This is a genomic window from Anabaena sp. CCY 9613, assembly GCF_963920895.1.
Taxonomy (GTDB): Bacteria; Cyanobacteriota; Cyanobacteriia; order Cyanobacteriales; family Nostocaceae; genus Cyanocohniella.
The window spans coordinates 45,381-71,973 of record NZ_CAWUDE010000006.1 but is presented as its reverse complement, the minus strand read 5'-3'; the positions used below and the strand labels follow the sequence as shown (position 1 = coordinate 71,973).

Annotated in this window: 23 protein-coding genes and 3 pseudogenes; 7 read left to right on the top strand and 19 right to left on the bottom strand. The window is 42.5% G+C overall.

Going from position 1 to position 26,593, the window contains the following annotated elements:
• Window positions 1–453 precede the first annotated feature (453 nt).
• Complete coding sequence (htpG, locus tag ACM0OT_RS08995) at window positions 454–2,451, bottom strand: molecular chaperone HtpG (RefSeq protein ID WP_414564043.1); 1,998 nt, start codon at window positions 2,449–2,451, stop codon at window positions 454–456.
• Window positions 2,452–2,744: 293 nt separating this feature from the next.
• On the opposite strand from htpG, the gene ACM0OT_RS08990 reads away from it, so the two are divergent.
• Window positions 2,745–3,740 carry a glycosyltransferase family 4 protein gene (locus ACM0OT_RS08990; protein WP_414564042.1) on the top strand — a complete coding sequence of 332 codons (996 nt, stop codon included), beginning with the start codon at window positions 2,745–2,747 and terminating at the stop codon, window positions 3,738–3,740.
• Window positions 3,737–4,909, top strand: a complete 1,173-nt coding sequence (locus tag ACM0OT_RS08985; protein ID WP_414564041.1) for a glycosyltransferase family 4 protein — start codon at window positions 3,737–3,739, stop codon at window positions 4,907–4,909. The genes ACM0OT_RS08990 and ACM0OT_RS08985 overlap by 4 nt, the downstream gene beginning before the upstream one ends.
• 177 nt (window positions 4,910–5,086) lie before the next feature.
• On the opposite strand, the gene ACM0OT_RS08980 is transcribed toward ACM0OT_RS08985, so the two are convergent.
• On the bottom strand, window positions 5,087–5,566 hold the full coding sequence (locus ACM0OT_RS08980) for a hypothetical protein (protein ID WP_414564040.1): 480 nt from the start codon (window positions 5,564–5,566) through the stop codon (window positions 5,087–5,089).
• Between the two features lie 324 nt (window positions 5,567–5,890).
• On the opposite strand from ACM0OT_RS08980, the gene ACM0OT_RS08975 reads away from it, so the two are divergent.
• Window positions 5,891–6,301: a PIN domain-containing protein gene (locus ACM0OT_RS08975; protein WP_414564236.1), complete on the top strand. Its 411-nt coding sequence runs from the start codon at window positions 5,891–5,893 to the stop codon at window positions 6,299–6,301.
• Complete coding sequence (locus tag ACM0OT_RS08970; protein ID WP_414564235.1) at window positions 6,285–6,509, top strand: hypothetical protein; 225 nt, start codon at window positions 6,285–6,287, stop codon at window positions 6,507–6,509. Before ACM0OT_RS08975 ends, ACM0OT_RS08970 begins: the two co-directional genes overlap by 17 nt.
• 65 nt (window positions 6,510–6,574) lie before the next feature.
• Here ACM0OT_RS08970 and clpB read toward each other — a convergent pair whose 3' ends face one another.
• Entirely contained in the window at window positions 6,575–9,229 is a 2,655-nt protein-coding gene (clpB, locus tag ACM0OT_RS08965; protein ID WP_414564039.1) for an ATP-dependent chaperone ClpB, read from the bottom strand.
• Between the two features lie 533 nt (window positions 9,230–9,762).
• Entirely contained in the window at window positions 9,763–10,197 is a 435-nt protein-coding gene (gene gloA, locus ACM0OT_RS08960) for a lactoylglutathione lyase (RefSeq protein WP_414564037.1), read from the bottom strand.
• Between the two features lie 322 nt (window positions 10,198–10,519).
• Between gloA and eno the strand changes: the two genes are divergently transcribed.
• Window positions 10,520–11,809 (top strand): phosphopyruvate hydratase, encoded by a 1,290-nt coding sequence (gene eno, locus ACM0OT_RS08955; RefSeq protein ID WP_414564035.1) that lies wholly within the window; start codon window positions 10,520–10,522, stop codon window positions 11,807–11,809.
• Window positions 11,810–11,870: 61 nt separating this feature from the next.
• Here the strand turns inward: eno and argC are convergent, their stop codons facing one another.
• Entirely contained in the window at window positions 11,871–12,929 is a 1,059-nt protein-coding gene (gene argC, locus ACM0OT_RS08950; RefSeq protein ID WP_414564033.1) for an N-acetyl-gamma-glutamyl-phosphate reductase, read from the bottom strand.
• Window positions 12,930–13,144: 215 nt separating this feature from the next.
• Here argC and ribBA point away from each other — a divergent pair, with 215 nt between their 5' ends.
• On the top strand, window positions 13,145–14,920 hold the full coding sequence (ribBA, locus tag ACM0OT_RS08945) for a bifunctional 3,4-dihydroxy-2-butanone-4-phosphate synthase/GTP cyclohydrolase II (protein WP_414564031.1): 1,776 nt from the start codon (window positions 13,145–13,147) through the stop codon (window positions 14,918–14,920).
• A gap of 104 nt (window positions 14,921–15,024) precedes the next feature.
• Here ribBA and ACM0OT_RS08940 read toward each other — a convergent pair whose 3' ends face one another.
• From ACM0OT_RS08940 to ACM0OT_RS08920, 5 genes and pseudogenes are all read right to left on the bottom strand, one after another.
• Window positions 15,025–15,909: a peptidoglycan recognition family protein gene (locus ACM0OT_RS08940; RefSeq protein ID WP_414564029.1), complete on the bottom strand. Its 885-nt coding sequence runs from the start codon at window positions 15,907–15,909 to the stop codon at window positions 15,025–15,027.
• Between the two features lie 29 nt (window positions 15,910–15,938).
• Window positions 15,939–16,391 (bottom strand): phosphate-starvation-inducible PsiE family protein, encoded by a 453-nt coding sequence (locus ACM0OT_RS08935; RefSeq protein ID WP_414564027.1) that lies wholly within the window; start codon window positions 16,389–16,391, stop codon window positions 15,939–15,941.
• 716 nt (window positions 16,392–17,107) lie between these two features.
• Window positions 17,108–17,440, bottom strand: a complete 333-nt coding sequence (locus tag ACM0OT_RS08930; protein WP_414564026.1) for a DUF5615 family PIN-like protein — start codon at window positions 17,438–17,440, stop codon at window positions 17,108–17,110.
• Window positions 17,437–17,667: a DUF433 domain-containing protein gene (locus tag ACM0OT_RS08925; RefSeq protein WP_414543560.1), complete on the bottom strand. Its 231-nt coding sequence runs from the start codon at window positions 17,665–17,667 to the stop codon at window positions 17,437–17,439. Before ACM0OT_RS08925 ends, ACM0OT_RS08930 begins: the two co-directional genes overlap by 4 nt.
• Before the next feature lie 153 nt (window positions 17,668–17,820).
• A pseudogene (locus ACM0OT_RS08920) lies at window positions 17,821–18,009 on the bottom strand (molybdopterin dinucleotide binding domain-containing protein); the annotation flags it as partial.
• Window positions 18,010–18,253: 244 nt separating this feature from the next.
• Here ACM0OT_RS08920 and ACM0OT_RS08915 point away from each other — a divergent pair.
• Window positions 18,254–19,123, top strand: coding sequence for a helix-turn-helix domain-containing protein (locus tag ACM0OT_RS08915; protein WP_414564025.1), 870 nt, complete (start codon window positions 18,254–18,256; stop codon window positions 19,121–19,123).
• 12 nt (window positions 19,124–19,135) lie between these two features.
• On the opposite strand, the gene ACM0OT_RS08910 is transcribed toward ACM0OT_RS08915, so the two are convergent.
• The 9 genes and pseudogenes from ACM0OT_RS08910 to ACM0OT_RS08870 form a co-directional block, all read right to left on the bottom strand.
• On the bottom strand, window positions 19,136–19,876 hold the full coding sequence (locus tag ACM0OT_RS08910) for a DNA methyltransferase (RefSeq protein ID WP_414564024.1): 741 nt from the start codon (window positions 19,874–19,876) through the stop codon (window positions 19,136–19,138).
• Window positions 19,877–20,131: 255 nt separating this feature from the next.
• The gene (locus ACM0OT_RS08905) at window positions 20,132–20,416 is read right to left on the bottom strand and encodes a hypothetical protein (RefSeq protein ID WP_414564022.1); all 285 of its coding nucleotides are present in this window, start codon (window positions 20,414–20,416) and stop codon (window positions 20,132–20,134) included.
• Window positions 20,406–20,594: pseudogene (locus tag ACM0OT_RS08900) on the bottom strand (BrnT family toxin); the annotation flags it as partial. The gene ACM0OT_RS08905 and the pseudogene ACM0OT_RS08900, both read right to left, overlap by 11 nt.
• 196 nt (window positions 20,595–20,790) lie before the next feature.
• Window positions 20,791–21,666 (bottom strand): DUF4037 domain-containing protein, encoded by an 876-nt coding sequence (locus ACM0OT_RS08895; protein ID WP_414564020.1) that lies wholly within the window; start codon window positions 21,664–21,666, stop codon window positions 20,791–20,793.
• Window positions 21,667–21,800: 134 nt separating this feature from the next.
• A pseudogene (locus ACM0OT_RS08890) lies at window positions 21,801–22,040 on the bottom strand (molybdopterin dinucleotide binding domain-containing protein); the annotation flags it as partial.
• 18 nt (window positions 22,041–22,058) lie between these two features.
• Window positions 22,059–22,343, bottom strand: coding sequence for a PIN domain-containing protein (locus ACM0OT_RS08885; protein WP_414564019.1), 285 nt, complete (start codon window positions 22,341–22,343; stop codon window positions 22,059–22,061).
• 93 nt (window positions 22,344–22,436) lie between these two features.
• The gene (locus tag ACM0OT_RS08880) at window positions 22,437–22,646 is read right to left on the bottom strand and encodes a hypothetical protein (protein ID WP_414564017.1); all 210 of its coding nucleotides are present in this window, start codon (window positions 22,644–22,646) and stop codon (window positions 22,437–22,439) included.
• 65 nt (window positions 22,647–22,711) lie between these two features.
• Window positions 22,712–24,901, bottom strand: a complete 2,190-nt coding sequence (locus ACM0OT_RS08875; protein WP_414564015.1) for a molybdopterin oxidoreductase family protein — start codon at window positions 24,899–24,901, stop codon at window positions 22,712–22,714.
• 117 nt (window positions 24,902–25,018) lie between these two features.
• Window positions 25,019–26,539, bottom strand: a complete 1,521-nt coding sequence (locus tag ACM0OT_RS08870) for an MFS transporter (RefSeq protein ID WP_414564014.1) — start codon at window positions 26,537–26,539, stop codon at window positions 25,019–25,021.
• Window positions 26,540–26,593: the final 54 nt, after the last annotated feature.

The window sequence follows — 26,593 nt, the reverse complement described above, 5'->3', positions numbered from 1 at the left end:
TGGGTGCAAAATTTGGGTTGATCCCCCTAAATCCACGCCACTTGCTACAAGTCGGGAAACCCGCCCAACGCAGTGGCTCCCCTTCAAAAGGGGGACTTTGATTCTTTTCCCCCCTTTTTTCTACGCCGAAGGCGCATCCCCGAAGGGGTTTAGGGGGGTTAGGGGGGATCGAAACGCTACTAGACAACTTGATAAGACTTGTGTGTACACCGTAGCTGCAAGGAGAGAGGCTTAAAAAGCTGATTATTTCGTACCACGTGAGATATTTTTTGCCCCTTCCCTACAAGGGAAGGGGTTGGGGTTAGGTTCCGTCGAATTCACGTTCTTTTAGGGACTTCCAAGTAAAAAAGTATGACAAAATTCTTTGTAGAGCAGGCATCTTGCTTGGCTTATATTCAGGGCGGGCAGGATGCCCACCCTACAAGATGGGATAATTTAATTTCTGGAATTCCCTTATTTGCTGGCTTGTTCTGTCAGCTTAGTAAGCACATCATTTGAGCGCTCGACAAAAGATTTCATGCCTTCAGCGTCAAATCCTTTTTGGGACATGAGCGCTAAATCGTAAACGTGTTGACAAATCATCGTCACTAACTGATCTGTCGATGACTGACCATCACCCTGAATAATACTGCCTTGGCTAAGGTTGGTGAGATTTTGAATTAGGGGATGCGCTGTATTTACCAGCAAGATATGGTCTTCGGGAAACTCTGCGTTCTGCTGCTGCATCATGGCGTTCATTTCTCGCAGACGGCGAAGAATTTCTGGTAACAGTACCATTGCTGGTGGTGTTCCTTGGGGATCGTCTGATTTTAAAGATTCAGTACGGATGTTAACTTTGGGTTTGTTGAGGGATTTTTCAAATAACTCTTTGATGACCTCACTCTTGGTTTTGTTGGTTTTGGGGTCAACTATTTCCCCGGTTTTGTCTTGATCTAGTAGGGTGTTATCTAAATCTGAGTCTACCCGCGTAAATTTGACATCCGAATATTCCCGTTCGAGGAAGTTGATAAAGTGGGTATCGATGAAGGAGTCCATGAACAGGACTTCTAAGCCTTGGTTTTTGTGTAGTTCTATATAGGTAGCTTGGCTGGCTTCATCGGTACTGTAGATAACCCGGTTTTCGTGACGTTCTTTGTTACGTTCTAAGTATTCTTTCAGGGTTGTATATGGGGCGTGGGAAGTGGGAGAGTCAGGGGAAGGAGTGACATCTTGCCAAGCATCTTCTTCACTTGATTGAACTTGAACAGAAGGGCTTTCACTATTCCCTACTCCCGATTCCCTACTCCCTTCTGGCTTTGCTGTGGTGCGGAAGATGATGATATCTTCGATTTGTTTTTTGAATTTCTCGTCGTTGAGAACACCAAATTTTACAAATGTGCCGAGGTCTTTCCAAGCGCTGATGTATTGTTCACGGTTGTCGCGGTACAATTCTTTGAGGCGATCGCCTACTTTCTTGGCTATATAATCGCCGATTTTGCGGACTGTGCGATCGCCTTGTAATGCACTACGAGACACATTCAAAGGAATATCGCTGCTATCAATCACACCCCGCATGGGCGTGAGAAATTGGGGGATAATTTCTTCGCAGTTGTCGCTAACAAAAACTTGGTTGCAAAATAGTTTGATTTGCCCTTTGGTCACATCCACATCGGGGCGCATTTTGGGAAAATACAAAATCCCGTTGATGATAAAGGGATAATCCGTATTTAAATGCACCCATAACAGAGGTTCTTCCTGAAATGGGTACAGGTATCGGTAAAATTCTAAGTAATCTTCTTGACTCAGGTTACTAGCAGACTCCCGCCAAGGTGCTTTTTGCTGGTTTAATACTTCGCCTTCCAGTTTGATGGGTACTGGCATGAAGTCACAATAAGTCTTGACAAGATTCTTAATCCGTGCAGCTTCTAAAAATTCCTCTTCCTCTCCTTGGAGGGTGAGAGTAATAGTAGTACCACGAGTAGTGCGGCTAGACTCTTCTAAAGTAAACGCAGGAGAACCATCACAACTCCAGTGGACAGCTTGTGCGCCTTCTCGATATGAGAGAGTATCAATTTCTACTTTCTGCGCCACCATGAAGGAGGAGTAGAAACCTAAACCAAAGTGACCGATAATTGGTTGATCTGATTTACCTTCGTATTTGTGAATAAATTCTTCGGCACTAGAGAAAGCTACCTGATTGATATATTTCTTAACTTCATCTGCTGTCATCCCAATGCCGTTATCGGTGATGGAAAGGGTTTTTTTATCTTTGTCGATAGCAATTTGGATTTCCGGTTCACCTGTGTCTCCCGCAAATTCTCCAGCGCGGGATACCATATTCAACTTTTGGATAGCATCTACAGCGTTGGATACCAATTCCCGCAAGAAGATTTGGTGATCTGAGTACAGGGACTTCTTGATGATTGGGAAAATATTCTCAGTATGAATACTGATAGTGCCTTGTTCTAGCATAACCTTAGATTAATAAAATTTGCCTACTGTGAATTTTAAGGGCATAATGGTGGCGATCGTTTGCCCTATCAAGGTTTGTTTACACCATATTACTGATGCGGATTTCCCTACTCGTTTATAGTAGCGGGTAAATAGCGATCGCAAAGCCGATAGTTCGTAAAGTATTTCGTAGACAAAGTATCACACAATCAATCATGATTGATTTAAATAGGTAATTTTTGATGAAACTTATTGCCTGGCCAGCATTTAAAACTAAGTATAAAAACCCCTATAACTGGCTCTTGTATTCAAACATGCTTGAATATGGTGCGACAGTTGAGGAATTTAGTTTTAGTAAGTTGCTGTGTCAACACTATGACATTTTTCATCTGCACTGGCCAACCGAAACTATATTGCGTCACCCAAACTTAGTTGTAGCTTTTTTGCGGGCAATTACACTATTGTTAGCTATAAATTGGGCTAAGGTTAGGGGAACAAAAATTATTTGGACTATTCACGATGAGTATCCTCATTCTCTATTACATCCTCAATTAGCAAATTGGTTTCAGTCGCAGTTTATCAAGCAGGTTGATGGATGTATTAGTCATAGTCAAATGAGTAAGGAATTAGCAAAAAAAGCTTTTCCTGAATTGCAAAATATTTCTCATCAAGTTATTCTTCATGGTCATTATCGGCAGATTTATTCTAATAAAATTACTCGTGAAGCAGCTAGGTCATCTTTCGATATTTATCCCGGCTGTAATTTACTTTTGTTCCTGGGATACATTGACTATTACAAAAATATTCCTCATTTAGTGCAAGTTTTTCGAGAATTAGATATCAATAATTGGGTATTGTTGATAGCAGGCAAAATTGAAGTGCCAGAACTAGGCACTCAAATATCGAACTTAGCAGGTAATGATTCCAGGGTGAAATTGCATTTTTCTTTTGTCCCTGAGGAACAGTTACAAATCTATTTCCATGCTGCTGATTTAGTAGTTTTACCTTTTCAAGAAATTCTGAACTCAGGTAGTGCTTTATTAGCTTTATCTTTTGATTCTCCTATATTAGTGCCTGATAAAGGATCAATGAAAGAACTACAAGAACAGGTGGGGATAGAGTGGGTAAAGTTATACCCTGGAGAGTTGACTACAGAAGTTTTAGCTACAGCATTAGATTGGGCTATTCAAGGGGAGAGATCGCTACAAGCTAATTTAGAAAATTTAGAATGGTCAGGTTTAGCTAAACAAACTATTCAATATTTTGAAAATATTTGTACTAAAAAAAATCATAGCGAATCTAGTTTATGAAAATTGCTTATGTCACCACTTATGATGTCCAAAATACTGCTAGTTGGCCAAAGTATCATGGCGGAAATTATGGCGCAAGTAATTTTATTGCCAAGGCATTAACAAATCAAAATATTTTCATTGATTATTTGGGCCCATTACAAAAAAAATATCCTTGGTTAACCAGAAGTAAATGGTTATTTTATCATCACTTATTTAAAACAGATTATTATAATTGGGCTGAACCAATTGTTTGTCAAAATTACGCCAATCAAGTAAGTAAAAAATTAGCGTATTTAAATAGTGATATTATTATTTCTCCAGAGGGAGCAACCCCTACTGCTTACCTAGAATGTCAGCAGCCAATAGTTCTGTGGATAGATACAACATTAGTAGAATTAATTAATTTTTTTCCTTACTTGAGTAATCTCTGCCAAGAAACTAAAAATAATATTTATAACATGGAGAAAGCTGCATTAGAAAGATGTAAGCTACTGATAGTTACATCTGAATGGGCAGTAGAAACCGTCATCAAAACTTATGGAATAGATAGGGCAAAAATTAGGGTAATTCCTAGAGGTGCAAATATAGAACTTCAGCCAGAAAGAACATTTACAGATATTAAAAACCTAGTTAATTCACGGGTAAAAACTCCATGCAAGCTGCTTTTTTCTGGTGTTTATTGGCAAAGAAAAGGTGGAGATATTGCCCTTGCAGTAGCTAAACAATTAAACAAAATAGGTTTTAAAACAGAATTAACAATTATAGGATGCCAACCTATTTCTGAAGAACCATTACCAAGTTTTGTGAAGCCATTGGGATATATTAATAAGTCTACACCCGATGGTTTATCTAGGATGCGTAAACTGATAGGTGATTCTCATTTTTTGATGTTACCTACTAGAGCAGATACTAATCCTCATGTTTTGGTGGAAGCAAATGCGTTTGGTGTCCCTTGTTTAACAACAAATATAGCGGGCATACCAACTGTAATTAAAGATGATGTCAATGGTAAAACTTTTGCAGTCGACGCATCTATAGAAGATTATTGTAATTATATAGTTCACTATTTAACTAATTATCAAAAATATGAAGAATTAGCTATTTCATCATTCAATGAATATTTATATCGTCTGAATTGGGAAGTTGCTGGTCGAACAGCTAAACAGTTGTTTTTAGAAATTATGTAGACATAAATCTTTGAGTTCTTCGGTAGTCTCCTGGGATGGATTTCCAGATAAGGCGATCGCAATTAAAATTTCTGCTGCTTGAACTTCTTATGTATTGCTTATGATTAATTCTGCTACGCGATCGCTGTGACACTTATTTTGCGGACGCACTCTGAGTCTTTGTGTCAAACCCCAGATTTAACCCCCAAAACATCCACTATTAGGAAGGATGGCATTTGCTACCCATTTATAAACAGCTTCACCAATTTTCAAAGTTCTACTTAAATTAACATTGCTTACTCTGGCATTGTTATAGCATAATTGTCGATTAGGTATATTCAAGGATGTAATATCTGCGCCTACTTGTACTGTTCCGTGGGCATCACGGCGGATTCTGCGTTTTAAAGTTACATTAACTGTAGTTGTCATCCGGCAACCATTAAAAGAAACGTTCTCTATATGATTAATTTGTAACTCTTTGCGCCGATTAATTCGTTCCCGTTGTCCAGCTAAATTGTTATTTAATTCTGTCAAAATATCCGATTGCAGACTATTCCCCAATGCTTCTACTACTCTACAGTTGAGTTGAGCCATTGCAGGTTTGGGGGTAACACAGAGGAAGCTTAAGGCAATCAAACTTCCACAAATCATCTTCGAGTTCAAAGTTAAGCTCTTCATTGCAGTCACTCACCTATCGAATGTCTTTACATACACTTGATATGTATGACTGCAATTGTTTATGCACTAAGTGAGATGGCTAGATGAAAAAACTTTGGCGAATGTATTGCTGGAAATGAACGAATTGCCTGAAGACGACACTAATCAATATGACGAAATTAACGTTTTGCCGGTTGAACTTCATCACAGTCAATTGCCAGTGTTGCTGAACAGGTTGGTTGCGCTGTAATATTACTGGCTATGAACATCATGAGTACACAATATAAAATCTATCTATATGCTTGTTGTCTAAATCGTCTGTTTGATGACCAGACATAATCCCGTATTTATTTAGAAGCGCAAGCGATTACGACAATTCTTAACCATTGTAGATCAGCGACTTGGAAACTTGTTAACAGCAGTGCTTTAATAGCCGAATTAAACCAAACCCCAGATTTAGAAAGACTAAAAAACGTCAAAAAATTACTTTCTATTGCTAAAATCAAAGTTATCAATAGTGCTTTTATTGTAGACAGAGCAGACCAACTCCAAAAATTAGGATTCTCTAGCTATGATGCCACCCATATCGCCAGCGCTGAAAGAGCAGAGGCTGATATATTTCTCACAACAGATGACAGACTTTTAAAAAAAGCCCAAAAAAATTCTCAATTAATTGCAGTCAAGACCAATAATCCGGTTCAATGGCTGGCAGAAGTAATACAAGCCGAGAACAGTAATGATGAAAACGCAACATGAAATTATTCAACAGGGCTATGATGCCTTAATTAATTCTCTGGGAGTTGTGGATACTATTCGGTTTATTCGGTATTTCAGTCCCGGTAAAGGAGACTATACTAAAGAACGTCATCAATGGCTAGATGAAAAAACTTTGGCGAATGTATTGCTGGAAATGAACGAATTGCCTGAAGATGACACTAATCAATATGACGAAATTATTGAGTAAGTGTCTAACATGGAAAATTATTTTGAAAAAAGAAGAGAGGACTAAAGTCCTCACTACGAACCTTTTCATTCCACGACTTTGACTGTGGATGGTGAGACTGTGACTTTGACGGGCATGGTTTTACTAAAGGTTAAACCCTGGTCTTCTTTATCAATGAAAATTGTGTCTCCAGAGATAAAGGTATTTTCTAATAACTTGGTGGCAAGGGGGTTCTCTACTTCTCTCTGAATTGCTCGTTTGAGGGGTCTGGCACCATAAACTGGGTCGTAGCCAGATTCTACTAAGTAATCACAGGCGGCTGCGGATATTTCAAAGGAGATTTTTTGCTCGCGCAAGAGATTTTCTACCCGTTTTAATTGAATGCGGATGATATGGCGCATTTCTGAACGGCTGAGGGCATGGAAGAGAATGATATCATCTACCCGGTTGAGAAATTCGGGGCGGAAGTGCGATCGCAGGGCATCTGTTACCCTGGTTTGCATTATTTCATACTTGGTGTCATCACCTGAAAGATCTAAAATATATTCGCTGCCGATGTTACTGGTCATCACTATAACGGTGTTGCGAAAGTCTACGGTTCTCCCTTGAGAATCAGTAATTCTACCGTCATCTAATACTTGTAATAAAATATTAAACACATCGGGGTGGGCTTTTTCTACTTCATCTAGTAGCACCACCGAATAGGGGTGACGGCGCACAGCTTCGGAAAGTTGACCGCCTTCTTCATAACCGACATATCCTGGAGGCGCACCCACTAACCGGGAAACTGAGTGTTTTTCCATGTACTCGGACATATCCAAGCGTACCAGGGCATCATCGGAATCAAAGAGGAACTGGGCTAAAGCACGGGCAAGTTCGGTTTTACCAACACCTGTAGGCCCCATGAATAAAAATGAACCGATGGGACGACCGGGATCTTTCATCCCTGCACGGGCGCGACGAATGGCGGCGGAGACTGCTGCTACTGCTTCTTCTTGCCCGATAACGCGTTGATGTAAATGGCTTTCTAGTTGCAGTAATTTTTGCCGTTCTGATGCCAAAAGACGATTCACGGGGATACCTGTCCATTTGGCGACGATTTCGGCAATATCAGCTTCTGTGACTTGTTCTCTGAGTAATGTGGAACCTTGGCTTTGAATTTCTAGCAGTTGCGCTTCTTTGGCTTCGCGATCGCGTTGCACTCCTTCCAATTTGCCATACTTCAATTGGGCAGCTTTATTTAAATCATAAGCCCGTTCTGCCTGCTCAATTTGCACCCGCAAAGCATCTTCTTCTTTCTTTAAGGTGCTGATAGCCTCTAATAGCTGTTTTTCACCTTGCCATTGCTCGTTAAATTCTTGCTGTTTTTCCGTCAAGTCGGCAATTTCTTGTTCAATGCGCTCAAAACGCTCCCTAGCTGGTGCAGTTTCCTTCTCTTCTCCAGCCAATGATAGCTTTTCCATTTCTAGCTGCATCAAGCGGCGGTCAATGGTTTCCAATTCTGAGGGTTTGGAGGTAATCTCCATTTTCAACTGGGCGGCGGCTTCATCTACCAAGTCTATGGCTTTATCTGGCAAGAAGCGATCGCTGATGTAACGAGATGACAAAGTTGCGGCTGCTACCAGGGCTGAGTCAGAGATTTTGACGTTGTGGTGAACTTCGTAGCGTTCTTTTAATCCCCGCAAAATGGAAATGGTATTTTCTACACTGGGTTGATCCACAAATACTTGCTGGAAACGCCGTTCTAAGGCTGCATCTTTTTCAATGTGTTTGCGGTATTCATCTAGTGTGGTAGCACCAATACATCGCAATTCGCCCCGCGCCAGCATGGGTTTGAGTAAATTACCCGCATCCATCGCCCCTTGTTGATTGGAACCAGTACCCACAACTGTGTGCAGTTCATCAATAAACAAGACAATTTGACCGTTAGATTCAGTTACTTCTTTGAGTACAGTTTTTAAACGGTCTTCAAATTCACCCCTGTATTTCGCGCCAGCAATTAAACTGCCGATATCTAAAGAAATCAACTGCCGATTTTTCAAAGATTCTGGCACATCACCATTTACCATCCGCTGCGCCAAAGCTTCGGCGATGGCAGTTTTACCCACCCCAGGTTCACCAATCAACACTGGGTTATTTTTACTCCGGCGTGACAATACCTGAATCACCCGACGAATTTCGTCATCTCGACCAATTACTGGGTCTAACTTACCAGCCTTAGCTTGTTCCGTTAAATCCCGCCCGAATTTTTGCAAAGCTTCATAGCGAGACTCTGGATTTTGATCTGTCACTTTTTGGCTACCGCGAATACTTTTGATACTGGCTTCTAACTTAGCGCCATCAGCGTTAAAACCTTTGATTATTCGCCTACCGATGCGTTCATCATCGGCAAAAGCCAAAAGGATATGTTCCACTGAGATGTAGGCATCTTGCATCCTCACCCTAACTTCTTCGGCGCGGTCTAGCAATGTGTCTAAACTGCGACTGAGGTAAAGTTGGTCACTTTTACCGACTTTCGGTTGACGCTGGGTAAAAGCTTCTAATTGTTGTTGTAAGCGAATAGGATCAACTTCAGCGCGGGCGAGAATCCGGATAGCTATACTTGTAGGTTCTTCTAAAAGAGCAATAATTAAATGTTCAACATCTAGTTGCTGTTGTTGATATGCACGAACTATATCCTGAGATTTAACAATTCCTTCCCAGGCTTTATCAGTAAATTTATTGGGATCTGTAGGCTGCATCTTTAAAGATTTTAGATTTGGGATTTTTCAGGAATTTGCCGGGAGAATTTCCCTGATAGCAATTTTTTCAATTTATGGATGTGAGATTTTGGGTAAAGAACTGGGGAATGACGTAGAGGTATCAGACGCTCTCGCGGCGTCCCCTATCATTAGCCTAGGATGAAAACATAGTTTAGTCATATTTTCCCAGTAACCACTCCCTAAATAGTTATCCAAACGTTAACAATGTTTATCCGCGTGTATTTGCGGTTGCGGTTTGAGATTAGTCACTGGTAGGAGTTTACTTCCTGCCCTATTTCCAATTTAAAACGAAAATATCCAGATGAGCGAATTTTGCCAAATTGAGGGGTTAGAGGTTAGAGGCTAGAGAAGATGTTTTTCCTGTTTAGAGGATTTCCCTATGATGAGTTGACTGGGAAATTGCTGGAGTGCGATCGCACAGTTACTATACTACTTAACCTCCATCAAGCCCCTATGGGGCGGGAACAGGTAAGTAAGTTTTTCTATTCTCCATTCCCTGTTCCCTTTCATTTTTATTTATTCACCAATTGTTCTGGTGATTCCTTTTTAACTGTTGACCCTTGAGTACCCACTTGAATAAGTTCAACTTTATATCCATCTGGGTCTTCCACAAAGGCAATTACTGTGGAACCGTGTTTCATTGGCCCTGGCTCCCGTGTCACCTTACCACCGCGATTTTTAATTTCCTCACAAGTGGCATAAATATCATCGACACCCAGGGCAATGTGACCGTAAGCATTACCCAAATCGTATTTTTCCACACCCCAGTTATAAGTTAGTTCTATGACGGAATTGTCGCTTTCATCGCCGTAGCCAATAAAAGCCAAGGTAAACTCTCCACCTGGATAATCTTTTTTCCGCAGTAATTTCATTCCCAGGAGATCGCAGTAAAATTTCAAAGACTCTTCCAGGTTACCTACCCGCAGCATTGTGTGTAGTAAGCGCATAATTATTTCCTGATTTGTTCTCTCTTACTGATTTTAATAGGGACTGGGGAATGGGAGATAAGGGGGATGAGGCAGAAAAATTTTATTACTAACCACAGTCTTCCCTCTGCACCCTGCTTTTCCCCCACTCCCAACTCCCAACTCCCAACTCCCAACTCCCAACTCCCTTACAGAAAGTTGACCTCGTCAGTGGAAATCTTGTTTAATCTCAGGCTACATAGTCACTTAACCGCCTATGCTAACGATTGGGGTAAGCGACTGGAATGTATGCCATCAACGTTAGGAATGCACTCTTGCAAAAGACACAAAGGACAAAAAACAAATGAGTAACTACTTAGATACTGCCATTGAGGCGATTGTTGCCCGCGAAATTCTTGACTCGCGTGGTAGACCAACAGTGGAAGCCGAAGTGCATTTAGCTAACGGTACTGTGGGTTTAGCACAGGTTCCCAGTGGTGCATCTACAGGTACTTTTGAGGCGCATGAACTCCGGGATGGTGATAAAGGCCGTTATGGGGGTAAAGGGGTTCTCAAGGCGGTGCAAAACGTGAATGAGTTACTTGCTCCGAAGTTATTAGACTTGGATGTCCTCAACCAAGAACTGTTAGACCGGACAATGATTGCTGTGGATGGTTCGGCGAATAAATCCAATTTGGGTGCAAATGCCATCTTGGCGGTTTCCTTAGCAGCAGCTAAAGCCGGTGCTGAATCTTTGAATATTCCCCTGTATCGCTATTTGGGTGGCCCGTTAGCGAATTTGTTGCCTGTACCGTTGATGAATGTAATTAACGGTGGCGCTCACGCAGCCAACAACGTGGATTTCCAAGAGTTTATGATTGTCCCCATTGGTGCGCCTTCTTTTAAAGAAGCGTTGCGCTGGGGTGCAGAAGTATTTGCTACCTTGAGTAAGGTATTGGATGAAAAGGGTTTATTAACTGGTGTGGGCGATGAAGGTGGTTTTGCCCCTAACCTAGAGTCCAATCAGGTGGCGTTGGAATTACTCGTAGCTGCCATTAAGCAAGCTGGTTACAAGCCAGGAGAACAAGTAGCTTTGGCCCTGGATGTGGCGGCGAGTGAATTTTACAAGAATGGGCAGTATGTCTATGATGGTAAACCCCACGCTCCTGCGGAATTTATTGATTACCTGGGTCAATTAGTTGATCAATACCCCATTGTGTCCATTGAAGATGGGTTACATGAGGAAGATTGGCAGAGTTGGCAATTACTTACCCAAAAGTTAGGCTCCCGTGTGCAGTTGGTGGGAGATGATTTGTTTGTGACCAATGCTACCCGCTTGCAAAAAGGCATCGAGCAAAAAGCCGGTAACTCAATTTTGATTAAACTCAATCAAATTGGTTCCCTCACTGAAACCTTAGAAACCATTGATTTAGCCACCCGCAATGGTTTCCGGTCAGTAATTAGCCATCGTTCTGGGGAAACCGAAGACACCACTATCGCCGATTTAGCCGTAGCCACCCGCGCCGGTCAAATCAAAACAGGTTCCCTCTGTCGCAGCGAACGAGTAGCGAAATACAACCGCTTGCTACGCATTGAGGATGAATTAGGCGATCGCGCCATTTATGCTGGTGTTGTAGGTTTAGGGCCTAAGTAGAGGCAGGGGTGCAGGGGGGAAGTTTTTTGCCAATTCCCAAGCCCAAATCCCCAGTCCCGGATTAGGGATAAAATCCTAATTTGGGCAACCCCAAGGTTTCCTCCCAACCCATCATTAGATTTAAACATTGAATTGCTTGACCCGCCTGTCCTTTGATCAAGTTGTCGATAACTGACATCACAATCACTCGGCCAGTGCGCGGGTCAACTTCTACACCAATGAAACAAAGGTTGCTGCCACAAGCCCACTTTGTTTGGGGATAAATGCCACTTTCGCATACTTTTACCCAGGGTGCGTTGCGATAAAAGGCTGTGTAAATTGTCGTCAAGTCATCTCGCACTAGTCCGGGATCGCGGAGTGTGGCATATACTGTAGCCAAAATCCCGCGCACCATTGGGATGAGGTGGGGCGTAAATTGCACTGTGACTTCGTGACCGGCTAAATCACTACAAATCTGCTCAATTTCCGGGGTATGGCGGTGACGAGCGACACCATAAGCTCCTAATGAGTTATCTGCTTCGGCTAGTAACAAGTTAATTTTGCCTTGCCGTCCGCCGCCGGATGTGCCAGACTTGGCGTCAATAATGGCGGTTTCGGGAACGATTAAGCCTTGCTTTAAAAGTGGTGAAAGTGCTAACAAGCTGGCAGTGGGGTAGCAACCAGGACAGCCAACTAGCTGGGCTTCGGCAATGCGATCGCGATAAAGTTCTGGTAAACCATATACTGCTGTGGCGGCAGTTGTCTGATCGCTTCTTTGTGTGCCATACCAATTGGTGTAAGTTACCAAATCACTGAATCGATAGTCTGCACTCAAATCTAAGACTTTACAGCCTTTTTCTAATAATTTTGGGGCAATTTGGCAAGCCAGACCATTTGGTAGAGAAAGAAATACTACTTCACAGCGGTGAGCAATCACCTCTGGCTCTACTGCCTCGATTGGCAAATTAACTAAATGAGCCAGATGGGGGTAGAGGTCTGCAAAGGATTTTCCTGCACTGCTCTCACCCCCTAAATACACTAGTTCGAGTTCTGGATGCTCCATCAGTAATCTTACTAGTTGCACCCCGCCATAGCCTGACGCGCCAACAATCCCAACTGGTACGCGTCTCAAATTACCCATGATGATGAAATCCTTATCCGCTTTTGGTTAATCTTTAGTTGTCTGTTATGAAGAATATACCGAAAACCCCGGAGCCTCAGGCAGTAAGCTGATGTTCACTGTTGTTTATACCGGAGAGTGTCAATGTTAGTCTACTTCTATGCTGCATAAACGAGCTACAATCTAAAAGAAGAAATTGTTAAAAAAGTTTACTTTCTGGTAGCTGGAAATTTTCTGTGTCAAACCCTAAGCCTACGCGGCAGTCTCACTCTACTCCCTTCAATGGGGAAGACACCCCCACGGGTGTGGCTCCTCAAGCAGGGGAAAACACTGATACATCTACTTCGTCAACCCCTGCCTTTAAGTTTGATGCCATTGATGCTGCTTTGGCAGACTTAAAAGCAGGTCGCGTCATTGTGGTAGTAGATGATGAAAATCGAGAAAATGAAGGCGATTTAATCTGTGCTGCCCAATTTGCGACACCAGATATGATTAATTTCATGGCGGTGGAAGCACGAGGGTTAATTTGTTTAGCGATGACAGGCGATCGCTTGGATGAATTAGACTTGCCTTTAATGGTGACGAATCTCACAGATACTAACCAAACAGCTTTTACTGTCAGTATTGACGCTGGCCCTGAATTGGGTGTTTCTACTGGCATTTCCGCCGAAGACCGCGCCCGCACGATTCAAGTTACCCTCAATCCAGCGACAAAACCTACAGATTTACGTCGTCCTGGTCATATTTTCCCGATTCGTGCCAAATTGGGCGGTGTACTCAAACGCGCCGGACATACAGAAGCGGCTGTTGATTTATCTCGATTAGCAGGGCTATATCCAGCCGGGGTAATTTGTGAAATTCAAAACCCTAATGGTTCAATGGCGCGGTTGCCCCAGTTAATAGAATATGCTCAACATCACAATCTCAAAATTATTAGTATTGCGGACTTAATTAGTTATCGTCTGCAACATGATCGCTTGGTATATCGTGAAGTAGTCACCAAGCTACCTAGTCAGTTCGGTCTGTTTGATATTTATGCCTATCGCCATACTCTGGATAATACAGAACACGTTGCTATTGTCAAGGGTGATCCGGCTAATTTTAAAGATGAACCTGTGATGGTGCGGATGCACTCGGAATGTTTAACTGGTGACGCTTTGGGTTCATTACGCTGCGACTGTCGAATGCAGCTACAAGCAGCATTAAAAATGATTGAAGCGGCTGGTCAAGGGGTCGTAGTTTATCTGCGTCAAGAAGGGCGGGGAATCGGCTTAATTAATAAACTCAAAGCCTATTCTTTACAGGATATGGGACTGGATACAGTCGAAGCCAACGAGCGTTTAGGATTTCCGGCGGACTTGCGTGATTATGGTATGGGAGCGCAAATGCTCATGGATTTGGGTGTGCAAAAGATTCGCCTGATTACTAATAATCCGCGTAAAATTGCTGGACTCAAGGGTTACGGGTTGGAAGTCGTTGACCGCTTACCGTTGTTGATTGAAGCTAACGACTACAATTCCTATTATTTGGCAACCAAAGCCCAAAAGCTGGGTCATATGCTGTTACAGACTTACTTAGTGACAGTAGCAATTAACTGGCAAGATGACCCGGAATTAGTCACTCAGCGCTATGAACGCTTAGATAAATTACGGCATTTAGCCAAAAATAATCATTTATTATTACAAGAAGAAGCTCGTCCGTTAGGGTTGGCATTGTTTGCTCAAACATCTTTAACAGTACACTTGGGTTTTGATCAAGCAAATGTGGCTGATAGTGATTGGTATCAGCAAAATGGTCATCCTTATCTGCAAGCAATTTTCCATATCTTAGATCATCTGACAAGTTTGTCCTATGTCGAGAAGTTAGAATTTCTGATTTCTCCTGGTAGCGATCCTTTAAGTAACTTGCAAGTTAACCTAGATCGGCAGACCTTCTCTATGGATACTCTACCTTCGACGATATGCGATCGCTTGGAAACTCAGCAGATTTATAGTTTTACTAGAGGCGCTTAGGCTAGAGGCTAGAAAATTTGGGATTTGTGTTACCGAAGCAGATGCAGAACAAGTTGTTTTAACTTGCAATCTCATCCAAATCCAAATCCAAAATTGTTTGACTTTTAATTATTGGCTTGATAACTGGGAGTTACCTGACGATAGGTATGCAGTAAGCGCAGAAACTTTTCCCCATCAAAACTTACAGGGTCGATTTTTTGACCAGAACGGTCTACGGCTCTATGGGTAGTGATGCGATAGTCTGGAACTTGACTTTGAGCAATTAACCAAGCTAAAGAGTTGTATTGAGCCTCTGTATAACCACTATGAGATGTGAGGAAATTATTTCCCCGTCCGTCTGGTGGTGTTTCCAAAGAAACATGATAAGCAAAATTATTGACAGACGAAGCTAAGTTGGGATTAGTTGTCACAGTTTCTACGCCGTTAGGACTTTCAAACACTGAGTTAGCTGCTCCATAAGCTCGCTTATCTGGAGGGACTAAATAAACCACAGTTCCATCTAGTTTGATTAAAGCGTGATAACTTGCCTGTACACTTTCATCTTCATTGGGTGTCTGAAAGAAATTAATGACACTGGAAGCAGCAGCAGCAGTTTCATGGAGAACAACAATTGCTTGATTGTTCACAGGTAAATTATTAGCATCTCGCGTATAACGTTCGCCATAATTGCTGGGGTGTACCAAGGCTATTTCATATCGAGGTTTGTACCTAACAAAAGCTTCAGTAGTTTGATATCGACCAGTCGGTTGATTGGTTTTAGCTGAAGATTGCTGCAAATTTTCGGGAAATTTATCCTCTTGGTTTTCGGTTGATTGTAATTTTGCTTGTGGATATTGACTCCAGTCTGTAGTAATGTCTGAACTGTCTGTACGGGAATTTATTGTATTGCTTTGTAATTGTGTGACTCTTCCCAGCCACAACGCCGTAATCACAGCGACAAACATCAGCGAAATAAGTAGTACTCTAGTTGCCCAATCTGTAAACCTCATTTTGGTAATTTATAATTAATTTTGATAATTTAAGCTCTATTATTGCTGGTACGAATAATCCAATAACTAATTGCTAAAGCTAAAATTGCCACTCCTAGTCCAATGATATCAAGCCCTCTAACTTTTTCCAAATCAAGAATAATAATTTTCCGGGCAACCGCAATTAAGGAAGTAACAATTACTAATTCAACTTGAACTACGTGTTTACGGAGATAGGCTGTGATATTTTCTAATATTTCTAAGGCAATTAAAATATTTAAAAATAATCCAAAAATCGTAAATAATACTTGATTAAAGTTGCCATATTTACGAGTAAATAATTCATTAATTAGATAAACTCCTAGATCAAAAATTGCGGCGACAATTACCACTACCATTGCCAGGGATAATATTTTAGAGACAAGCACTTCGATATTTTCTATCACATGCAAAAATTTTTCGTCTCTAGCCAGATTCCTAATTTTTCTAAATAGTTGTCTCATATCAGTTATTTGGTATCAACTGTAAAAATAGACAGGGAATTACCAGGAATGCAATCAGTGTAGAGGCACATAATCCGAAAATAATTGCCATACACAAGGGAAACCATATGGGTTCACTAATTGCTAAGGATTCTTCAAAGATTTCATCATTCTTGATTTATTGCGAACTCAGGTATTTTATATTATTTGAGTGCTTCAGACTCAATTTAAGTCAATTTTTCTATTTTTTGCTCAAAAAAGCTCACAACTTCCAGTCTGTGGCTATATGAATAAAGCCCACCTGGGTGGGCTACAAGATTTGGTAACCTATGCGAGAGGATAAATAATTTAATCTACAACAGAGTAATGTGAGCCTTGTCGTTCATATTGTCCCATGAGTAAATCTGCATTGACTGGGAATAACTGTAGCGCACAAGCTTTTAATTCTGGTTGCAGGGAATCAGGACAAGATTCGGGATGACTCAGGGCGTTAGCTTCGGCATGATTCGCCCAAAGTGACCAGGAGCGATAAGCCTAACGGCATAGCTAGAGCCTCCGGAACGCTACCGCGGTAAGCGCAGCTATGCCCGCTAGGGCTTTACGCTTACCGCGCAGCGTGCGGTTTACGCAATCGCCTTTGTAATTTTAGCAGGAAACTTGGCTTGCCCCCGACGCGATCGCCTTGTGCATTCTCCATTTATAAAACTCGTGAAAAAATATCTAAAGGCATCAGTGCATTATGATAAAGCAAGCAGCGATAAATTCTCATCTTTATAAAACAATTTAATCGTGTCAAAATTCCGACGCAGCAAATTTTCAACTTGCGATGTCGAACAGTTTCCAAGGCGAAGCCAAATAACTTTCGGTGGATTTCCAAATACTAAGCTCAGGTCGTGCATATCAGCGTCTTTCGAGACAATCATCAAATCATTGTCTTTTGCATAATCCCAAACGATTGGATCGATTGTTGCTTTCATTCCTACATCTCGGACGTGAAGTGAGTTTGGGAAAAGATCACTTAAACGATTCGGCAACTTGGGCGATAAGTTTTCATCAAACAGTAATTTCATGAGGATAATGGAGCGGTCATAAATCGCCGTTCACGATCAGCAGCATAAGCAATGCAGGCTTTTAAATCTTCTCGCGTCAGATCAGGAAAATCGTCGAGAATTTCTGCTTCGGTCATCTCGGAAGCTAGGTACTCAAGCACTTCATAAACCGTAATTCGCAAGCCACGGACGCAAGGCTTACCACCGCGTTTATTAGGTTCGATCGTGATGTGGTTTCGGTAGTCCATAGATTATCCTCAAAAATAAAAATAAATTTATTGGAATATTAGCCCCATTCGCTCCCTGCATCCCACAAATTTTGTATTTCCTGTCTATAAAAATCATACCAGTATCCATAATTTGTCCGTACGGCATAGCTAGAGCCTCCGGCACGCTACCGCTAATTGGTTATCAATAATACCCAAAGTAGGCGCATCACGGGGATGAATTTCCATAAAAGGTTCCGGGTGCATGTTGCGGATTTTCTCAATGCGATCAGTGCATGTTTGTGTATGCGAATGACCGTAAAGTTGCCCAGTAGCCAATACAAAAGAAAAATCAGGATCAGGTGGTTCGTCCAACCCTTTGGAACGGCTAAAGTGAGGAGCGACAAGTAAGTAACCTTTGCATCTCCAATCCATATCTTTTGTCAGTCCGCTCCAAGCGGGTTGTTAAACCTTGCCTCACTAGTCGCTTCCAACGGGGATTTCATCTTTATTGCTATCCACCTTGCTTGGAACGGATTTCAAATTCAGAACGCGCACGTGAGCAATATCCTGTTTTGGGATATCCCAACATGGGATATTACACTTTCTTCCATTGAAGGAGGAAAGCATGACTTCATCCATATTCACGGAACAGTATGGGCGTTTCCGGGAGTTACTTGTACAGTACCGCCAAATACGAGCCATCACACAAGCACAACTCGCAGACGTTCTAAACCGTCCGCAATCTTTTGTTTCCAAATATGAGAGTGGTGAGCGTAGGCTCGATCTTATCGAGTTTTTGGAAATTTCAATAGCTCTCCAGTTTGATCCCTGTGAGCTGATAAGAACAATTCTTAGTGAAACATTGCCTGAACCAACCATTATGGATGAGTGGAAAGTAACTGCTGATGAAATGACAATTCTGTTGCAAGAGAACCCAAGTCTCAGGGGTATGCTTTTTGGCTATGTAGCAGAATTAAAATTAAGAGAGTTAATTTCTGCTTTCCCTGGGATAGGGTCAATGAAGAAGTTTGATGATCATGATAGAAAGAAAAAGGGCGATTTACATATCATTTACCATCATCGAGTTTTTAGCGTTGAATCCAAATCTCTGCAAACAAGTCAGATTAAATTTGATGAAAAAACTCAACTTTGGTCTGGCAAAGCTCAAGTAGACGCTAGTGATAGCAGAATTGTAACTCTTCCAAGTGGTAAACAATTGAAAACGACACTCCTACTACGAGGAGAATTTGACATCTTAGCTGTTAACTGTTACGAGTTCAATAAAACTTGGCAGTTCCAGTTTGCCAGGAATAAAGATTTGCCGTTTTCTTCATACAGAAAATATACTCCTGAAGAGCAGTCAGCTTTAATTTCAAGCTTAATACCAGTTACTTGGCCTCCACAACCACCTTTCTACAGCGATCTTAAGCTTCTGTTAGATGAAATGTTAGAGTCTGGAGAAGGTTCTGATCCTTCAGAAATCGGGCTGGAGTAAATGTGTGATTTCTTATTTCTTAACGAAAACAAGAAAGTATGAATGATTTTTTCTTGCATGTACTTGTTTTTTCAATCTGCTGACTGAAGGCTTATTGGCTCTTAACACAACAAATAAGTCTTTTGAATAAAAGCCTTTTCTTTCGTATTCGTTGATAATTTCAACATGAGTTAGCCACTGTTTACCAGCACTTACTTCATCTTGACACTTGACTATAAGCACTCCGTTCTTTTTCAAGACTCTAAAAGCTTCCCTACCAGCTTTAAAGTACATATCAGTAACCGCTGCGTGCCACTTCTTTGTACCAACGTTATCAGTGTCATCGTTGACCTCATAACCATTAGAGTAAGCATCTGAAAATGCTGAGTGTGTTCCTGAACCAGCTTTCAGTGATCCTTCTTTCCGATAGAACCCTTCCATGTAGGGAGGATCTAAAACTACACAGTCAATTGACACAGCTTCATAAGGTAACTTACGACAGTCTATCCCTGTTGATATGTCAGTAGGTAAAACCTTATATTTGCCCTCTGGGACGTTGCGCCAAAAAACCCCCTTCCCCCAAGTTACATCTGCAACAATTGCCCCTTCAGGAACATGTAACTTAAGGATTTCAGGAAATACATCAGCATTGCCCGCCATATAGGCAGACATGACAAGATTTGAAGTGGATTCACCTCCTTGCTTTCGCTTTTTAACGGAATCCCCTTCATGAGCGGAGTTAAGTGACAAAATAGACGGCTGTATGTACTGCATAGACAAATGATATCCTATTTTGGGATATTCTCCAAGCAGTTCCGAGTCTAATTTTGCTTGCGTCTCACCTTCCAGGCAACCATCTTGTGCAATTACCTCAACCAGTCCTCGGAGTCCAGCTAACTATTTATTATGCGGAAACTTTCCGTTAACGGCAAAACGTGGCGGCTGTAGATACTTTGGCGACTACACAGGTAGCTTTTGTCCGTCCGCTGCCGTGACGTGTTAGGATGCTGGCTGCGACTAAAGTTCAAGCTAACGCCCTATTACTTCACTTAGTGCCTCTTGTATAACTTCATCACTGACACCGTGTCGCTTTAGGCTTGCAATCAATGCAGATACCGTATCACCTTCTAAACGCTCCAAATCAACCCGCAACCCTTGACCAATATAAGCACGTACTAGAGGTTGATATCCAGAAAAACCAAGCAATGGTGCAACTCGCTTCAAATCCTCAATTACATCTTCGGGCATCCGAATAGTGATCGTCGTCATAGGGCGATTCCTATCCAACCGTTTTCTCAACGCCTCAGCTTTCATGATATTCGCGTTCCTTGCGTGTCGCTTTACGAGATGAAATGATCCGAATGATGTCGTTTTCGCGCTCAATGAAAACAACGTACAGCAAGTTCCAACGTCGATCTAAACCTATAACAGCATCTCGCGCCTCATCGTTACGACTGGCATCAACGACCACAAGTAGTGGGTCGAAGAAGACTTCTGCGGCTTGCTAAAACGTAACGCCGTCATGATTTATTGGGTTGATTCTGGCTTTTTCGTCATTCCAGACAAAAGTGATGCCATTGAGAACGAAATGCACATCCATACCTCTAGTGTAGGCAGAACGTATTTACATTGTCAATACATTTCAGTGCTGTAGCCGGATTGTTAGCCTGTTTTTGATGGACATTAAGTTAACGATCAACGGGCAAATCCCACCTCGGATAAAGCCGATTAAACCTTTCACGCTGCTGCTTGAGGTCGACTTGCGGTAAACACTGATCTACAAGATCAAACGTTTCCTCCACAAGTCGTCGCAACTCATGGGTTCCACTTGCAGCATCAGATTGAAAAACGCGCTCCAACCGGGTAAAAAACTCAGGCGGCTTAATGCTCATTTCTTCAACAAAGTAACGTGTCCATTTGAAACCGGGATGATAAACACGATTTAGCGCGAACAGCATATTGAGAAGCCATCGTGTGATGGCGCAGTTGTTTTCGTACAGCATCGGGATCTCAAGGCGATTGGTTAGAATGTGTTGCCCATCAAACGGACGAAACTTCAGATGCTTCTGAACCATCGCAACAGCGAGTTCTTCAGGATAATGATAAAGCCGATCTTGCCAATGTTTGATGAGGTCTTCGCCATAAAGAACAATAGCCCGTTGAAGATTAGACGCTGACGCTTGCTTCTCAAACAACAGCCCGTTTTGCGCCACATCGTAATGTTCAACAACATCAGTCACGATGCTGTCCATTGTATTTCGCGCCCAATGCCCCGCTTCGACTTTCATATCGTATAGGTAGAACTGCTCCAACCATGCTTGTTTCGCTTCTCCATAAGGCTCAATTTCCCACCCTTTAACACCAACCCTTTGCGCTGTGGCTCGTAACTCTTCTACGGACGGCAATTGTGACCAGATGAAGCCTAATTCAAGATCAGAATACTGGTCTGAAATTCCTAATGCTGCCGAGCCAAATACAAAACACGCTTCAACTTCAGGATTCGCTGTGAAAGCAGGAGCGATTTTGTGAGCTAATGAAATTCGCCATGCGCTGTGTTCAGTCATGTTGAGGATTACAAGTTCTTCTGCTGAAACAATGTAGCGCACAGCAGGCTAACGACCAAGCTCACCGAATGTAGTTAACCTTTGTAACTCAATTGAATATATTCGGACATTCCGGTGCAACAACTTGTTAGACCTTACTCGACAACAGAGTAATGAGAGACTTGTGTTTCCTGTTTTTCCACTAATAATGTACTTATGGGAATCAGCTGTACTGCACAAGCTTTTAATTCTGGTTGCAGAGAATCAGGACAAGATTCGGGATGAGTCAGGGCGTTAGCTTCAGTATGATCAGCCCAAAGTGCGCCCCAGTGCATGGGGACAAATACTGTACCAGGAGCGATCGCTCTGGTAATTTTAGCAGGAAACTTGGCTTGACCCCAACCTCGATTCTGCTACCAATGTTCTACTATCAATTCATTTACATAATCAAAATCAGTATTATCAGTCACTAATACCCAACCCTGTTCTAAGCACTGAGCAGCAATCCATACATCGTTCATTGGAATTGGCCGCCCCTTGCGCTTCAATGCCAAGCGGATTTGGGCATACATTGTTGCTGTTTCTCTCCCTAATGGCAAAATTCTACAAACTGATATGAACTCCAGATAGCGGGGCAAGTTTTGTAGCGGACGAGTTGAGTTTTCTGCACCAAATAACAACTCTCCAACAACAATCATTGGAGAATTACTTCTGGTAAGGCCAATGCCCTTTCAGTAATTGTCGCGTCTCCATTCAAAAAACGAACCGCAGCAGAGGTATCAAGTGCAATCTCACCACTCATTCAAATCCACCTGCCGACATTCTGCCGTGATTGTTTGCTGTAGCTCTTCTGCCTCTGAATCACTTAAAATTCCTACAAATTTTGCCAGAGGATGGTTTTTGCGTATAGCTTTAACCCGATGTAAAAAATCCAGTACTGTTTGTACTAAATCATCGGGAGCCTGTTCGAGTTCCTGAATCAATTGCTCACGGTTTGTCATATGTTCAACGTTTCCGAGCAGAATGAGATATCTAGCCTTAGTATACCTATCGTTAGCTTGGCAATTTACTCGACAACAGAGTAATGAGAGACTTGTGTTTCCTGTTTTTCCACTAATAATGTACTTATGGGAATCAGCTGTACTGCACAAGCTTTTAATTCTGGTTGCAGAGAATCAGGACAAGATTCGGGATGAGTCAGGGCGTTAGCTTCGGCATGATTAGCCCAAAGTGCGCCCCAATGCATAGGGACAAACACTGTACCAGGTGCGATCGCTCTGGTAATTTTAGCAGGAAACTTAGCTTGCCCTCGACGCGATCGCACTTCCACTAATTGGTTATCAATAATACCAAACGCCGCTGCATCACGGGGATGAATTTCGATAAAAGGTTCCGGGTGCATTTTACGTATTTTCTCAATGCGACCAGTGCGTGTTTGTGTATGCCAATGTCCGTAAAGTCGCCCAGTAGTCAGGACAAAAGGAAAATCTGGATCAGGTGGTTCAGCCAAACCTTTAGAATAATAAGCCCCAAATCGCGCCCGACCATCAGGGGTATGAAAACGTAAATCTGTATATAGCCGCTTAGATTCCCCACTCCCTCTTTGAGGATGAGGCCATTGTGTGGGCCCTTGAATCTGCAATTGTTCATGACTGATACCAGACATATCGCAGGGGCGATCGCTCGTTAATTGCACGAACTCGGCGTAAACTTGAGATGAGTTAGTAAAGGCAAATTCTTTTTCAAAACCTAATCTGCGTCCTACTTCGGCAAAAATTTCCCAATCGGCTTTTGCTTGTCTGGGTGGTTCACGGAATGCTTGACACAAGGTGACTGTTCTTTCCGAATTGGTCATTACGCCTGTTTTTTCACCCCATTGAGCAGCCGGTAAGAGAACATGGGCGTAAGCAGAGGTTTCTGTAGGGTAATATGCGTCTTGGTAAATTGTCAAAGGCGATCGCAATAATGCTTTTTTCGTTCTTTCTAAATCTGGCATACTCACAGCCGGATTTGTGGCTGCAATCCAAAGTAAACCTACAACGTCATTTTCCAAACCAGTAATCATATCCCAGGCCGTTAAACCGGGATGCGGTGAAATTTGCCCTCTTGGTAATCCCCAAAAATCTTCCACTTCAGTGCGGTGTTGGGGATTTTTCACTAATCGGTAACCAGGTAATAAATGTGATAATCCCCCGGCTTCTCTACCTCCCATTGCATTGGGTTGACCTGTAAGAGAAAATGGCCCTGCGCCCGGTTTGCCAATTTGTGCGGTCATCAAGTGTAGATTAATGATACTTCTGACCTTGGCTGTCCCTTCACTGGATTGATTTACACCCATTGACCATAAAGAAAGCACCCGTTGAGATTCACCCCAGTACTTAGCGGCTGTTTCTAAATCTGCAATACTGATCCCACATTGATTTGCTACAACTTCTGGGGAATAATGACGAATTACTTCCGCATATTCAGAAAAATTACTGGTGCAATCATCAATAAAACTTACATCAATGAGTTGCCAACGCATCAATAAATGAGCAATACCATTTAATAAATCAATATCTGTACCAGGACGAATAGCTAAATGTAAATCGGCTGATTCTGCGGTGGGTGTCCGCCGGGGATCAACCACAATCATTTTGACTTTGCGATTTTTTTTATGAGATTTCGCCAATCTATTAAATACAATTGGGTGACATTCCGCCGTATTCGTCCCAATTAAAAATGCACAATCTGTGATTTCTAAATCTTCATAACAGCAGGGAGGGCCATCAGCACCGAAGCTTTGAATGTACCCAGCCACAGCACTAGACATACATAACCGTGAGTTGGCATCAAAATTATTAGTACCCAGACATCCTTTGAGTAGTTTTTGAGCAATATAGTAATCTTCAGTTTGGAACTGACCAGAACCATACATGCAAATAGCTTCTGGCCCTTGGGTATGGCGGACTGTTTGGATGCGCTGGGTAATCAAATTAAAAGCTTCATCCCAACTTACCCGGCGAAACTCCTCATCTAAAGAGTCTCGCACCATTGGGTAATGTAATCTATTTTTATCTAAAGATTCTGCGATCGTTGCACCCTTAACACACACCATCCCCTGACTTGATGGGTGGGCTTTATCACCCCGCACCCGCCAAATTGGATTTCCTTGACTATCTCGATTAGTCGCTTTTGCTGGTTGCGCTGGTGGTGAAACCTCTAATCCACAGCCAACACCGCAGTAGGGACATAGGGTTTTGGTAAATTCACTCATGGCAATTAATGGGGAGTAGGGAGTAGGGAGTGGGGAATAGAAGAGGATAAGGGGACTAGGAACAGGCGAGAAAAATTCCCCCTGTCCTCTGCTCCCTGCTCCCCTGCTTCTTCTTCCTCATCTCTCCCTAATTGGGAATTGTTCTGGTGCTATATCTGTTGCTATATCTGGTGCTTCGCCTTCGTGGTGTTCAGCAAATGAGCCTTTGGGTTCTTTCAGTAAGAAGGCACAAAGGAAGGTGACAATTAAGGCGGTCACACCGAGGGTTTGGAAGAAGATGCGATTACCAATGTCGCCTGATGGTAACAAGCTATACATTGTTAGATAAGCGACTGCGCCGACGTTACCGTAAGCACCAACGTTACCAGCTATTTGTCCAGTAATGCGCCGCTTAACTAAGGGGACGATCGCATAGGTGGAACCTTCGCCGGCTTGGACGAAAAATGAACAAGTCATGGTCAGGACAATTGCTAAAGGTAGCCACCAATTACTACTTACACCACTCATGATTAAATAAGCAATACCCATACCACCTGTGAGTACGGTCATTGTCCATTTGCGACTACCGACTGTATCAGAAACCCAACCACCACCGGGACGGGCAAATAAGTTCATGAAGGCAAAACTAGCGGCAATCATGCCGGCTAAAACTTTGCTAAGGGTAAAGGTGGACTCGAAAAATGCCGGCAACATGGAAACTACTGCTAGTTCTGAACCAAAGTTGACAAAGTAAGTTAATTCTAAAATTGCTACTTGGGAAAATTCATAGCGGTCTTGGGGAGAATAATGTTTTTTCCCCATCATCAAATCTTGGTTGACATGCCAGCATTTATATGCTTGAAATGCGTACAAACCAACTAATAACAAGTAGACGATGAATAATTGAGTTTGATTGAGTAAACCAATTTGAGCGATGCGCCAAGCTAGTACGCCTAAGATGCCAACTAAAGGAATATTACTCAACATCAACAGCCAAAAGCTTCTTTTACTGGTGACTTCTATACCCCCGTGGCGGGAGGGGCGCTGATAAACTTTGCCGGATGGTGTATCTTGGACGTTGAAAAAATAAATCGCTCCGTAGATGGCGGCGATGATACCAGTTAAGGCGATCGCTAGTCGCCAGTTAAGTTGACCGGCTGTAAAAATCGTTGCTGCTGTGGCGAGTGTGGGTAAGGTAAAGGCGGCGGCGGCTGAACCAAAATTTCCCCAACCACCATATATTCCTTCGGCGATGCCAATTTCTTTGGGAGGGAACCATTCAGCAACCATGCGGATACCAATCACAAAACCAGCACCAACGATACTCAAGGCGAGGCGGCTGATGACTAATTGGCTGAAGTTTTGGGCGAATGCAAAGGCGAGACAGGGTATCGCTGCATACATGAGTAGCAGTGAATAGGTGATGCGTGGCCCGTATTTATCTAATACCATACCAATGATGATGCGGGCTGGTACTGTGAGGGCGACGTTACAAATGGCGATGGTTCTAACTTGGGCTACGGTTAAGTTGAGGGCTTCTTGGATAGCTGTTTGAAATGGGGCAAAGTTAAACCACACTACAAATGAAAGGAAGAATGCAAACCACGTCAGATGTAGTATGCGGTAGCGACCGTTGAATGAAAGTAATCCTGAAAGCATTTAATATTCCTTTGTCAAAATTTGCGAATTACGAATTGCGTACAGCCTGGCGGC

Excerpts from the sequence above, each read along its gene's own strand:
- ACM0OT_RS08870 (WP_414564014.1), bottom strand. The coding sequence starts at position 26,539 with ATGCTTTCAGGATTACTTTCATTCAACGGTCGCTACCGCATACTACAT.
- ACM0OT_RS08925 (WP_414543560.1), bottom strand. The coding sequence starts at position 17,667 with ATGGACTACCGAAACCACATCACGATCGAACCTAATAAACGCGGTGGT.
- ACM0OT_RS08980 (WP_414564040.1), bottom strand. The coding sequence starts at position 5,566 with ATGAAGAGCTTAACTTTGAACTCGAAGATGATTTGTGGAAGTTTGATT.
- ACM0OT_RS08990 (WP_414564042.1), top strand. The coding sequence starts at position 2,745 with ATGCTTGAATATGGTGCGACAGTTGAGGAATTTAGTTTTAGTAAGTTG.
- ACM0OT_RS08875 (WP_414564015.1), bottom strand. The coding sequence starts at position 24,901 with ATGAGTGAATTTACCAAAACCCTATGTCCCTACTGCGGTGTTGGCTGT.
- ACM0OT_RS08935 (WP_414564027.1), bottom strand. The coding sequence starts at position 16,391 with ATGAGACAACTATTTAGAAAAATTAGGAATCTGGCTAGAGACGAAAAA.
- ACM0OT_RS08985 (WP_414564041.1), top strand. The coding sequence starts at position 3,737 with ATGAAAATTGCTTATGTCACCACTTATGATGTCCAAAATACTGCTAGT.
- gloA (WP_414564037.1), bottom strand. The coding sequence starts at position 10,197 with ATGCGCTTACTACACACAATGCTGCGGGTAGGTAACCTGGAAGAGTCT.
- ACM0OT_RS08895 (WP_414564020.1), bottom strand. The coding sequence starts at position 21,666 with ATGACTGAACACAGCGCATGGCGAATTTCATTAGCTCACAAAATCGCT.
- argC (WP_414564033.1), bottom strand. The coding sequence starts at position 12,929 with ATGGGTAATTTGAGACGCGTACCAGTTGGGATTGTTGGCGCGTCAGGC.
- eno (WP_414564035.1), top strand. The coding sequence starts at position 10,520 with ATGAGTAACTACTTAGATACTGCCATTGAGGCGATTGTTGCCCGCGAA.
- ACM0OT_RS08940 (WP_414564029.1), bottom strand. The coding sequence starts at position 15,909 with ATGAGGTTTACAGATTGGGCAACTAGAGTACTACTTATTTCGCTGATG.
- ACM0OT_RS08910 (WP_414564024.1), bottom strand. The coding sequence starts at position 19,876 with ATGCAGTACATACAGCCGTCTATTTTGTCACTTAACTCCGCTCATGAA.
- ACM0OT_RS08970 (WP_414564235.1), top strand. The coding sequence starts at position 6,285 with ATGAAAACGCAACATGAAATTATTCAACAGGGCTATGATGCCTTAATT.
- ACM0OT_RS08880 (WP_414564017.1), bottom strand. The coding sequence starts at position 22,646 with ATGACAAACCGTGAGCAATTGATTCAGGAACTCGAACAGGCTCCCGAT.
- ACM0OT_RS08885 (WP_414564019.1), bottom strand. The coding sequence starts at position 22,343 with ATGATTGTTGTTGGAGAGTTGTTATTTGGTGCAGAAAACTCAACTCGT.
- clpB (WP_414564039.1), bottom strand. The coding sequence starts at position 9,229 with ATGCAGCCTACAGATCCCAATAAATTTACTGATAAAGCCTGGGAAGGA.
- ACM0OT_RS08930 (WP_414564026.1), bottom strand. The coding sequence starts at position 17,440 with ATGAAATTACTGTTTGATGAAAACTTATCGCCCAAGTTGCCGAATCGT.
- ACM0OT_RS08915 (WP_414564025.1), top strand. The coding sequence starts at position 18,254 with ATGACTTCATCCATATTCACGGAACAGTATGGGCGTTTCCGGGAGTTA.
- htpG (WP_414564043.1), bottom strand. The coding sequence starts at position 2,451 with ATGCTAGAACAAGGCACTATCAGTATTCATACTGAGAATATTTTCCCA.
- ACM0OT_RS08905 (WP_414564022.1), bottom strand. The coding sequence starts at position 20,416 with ATGAAAGCTGAGGCGTTGAGAAAACGGTTGGATAGGAATCGCCCTATG.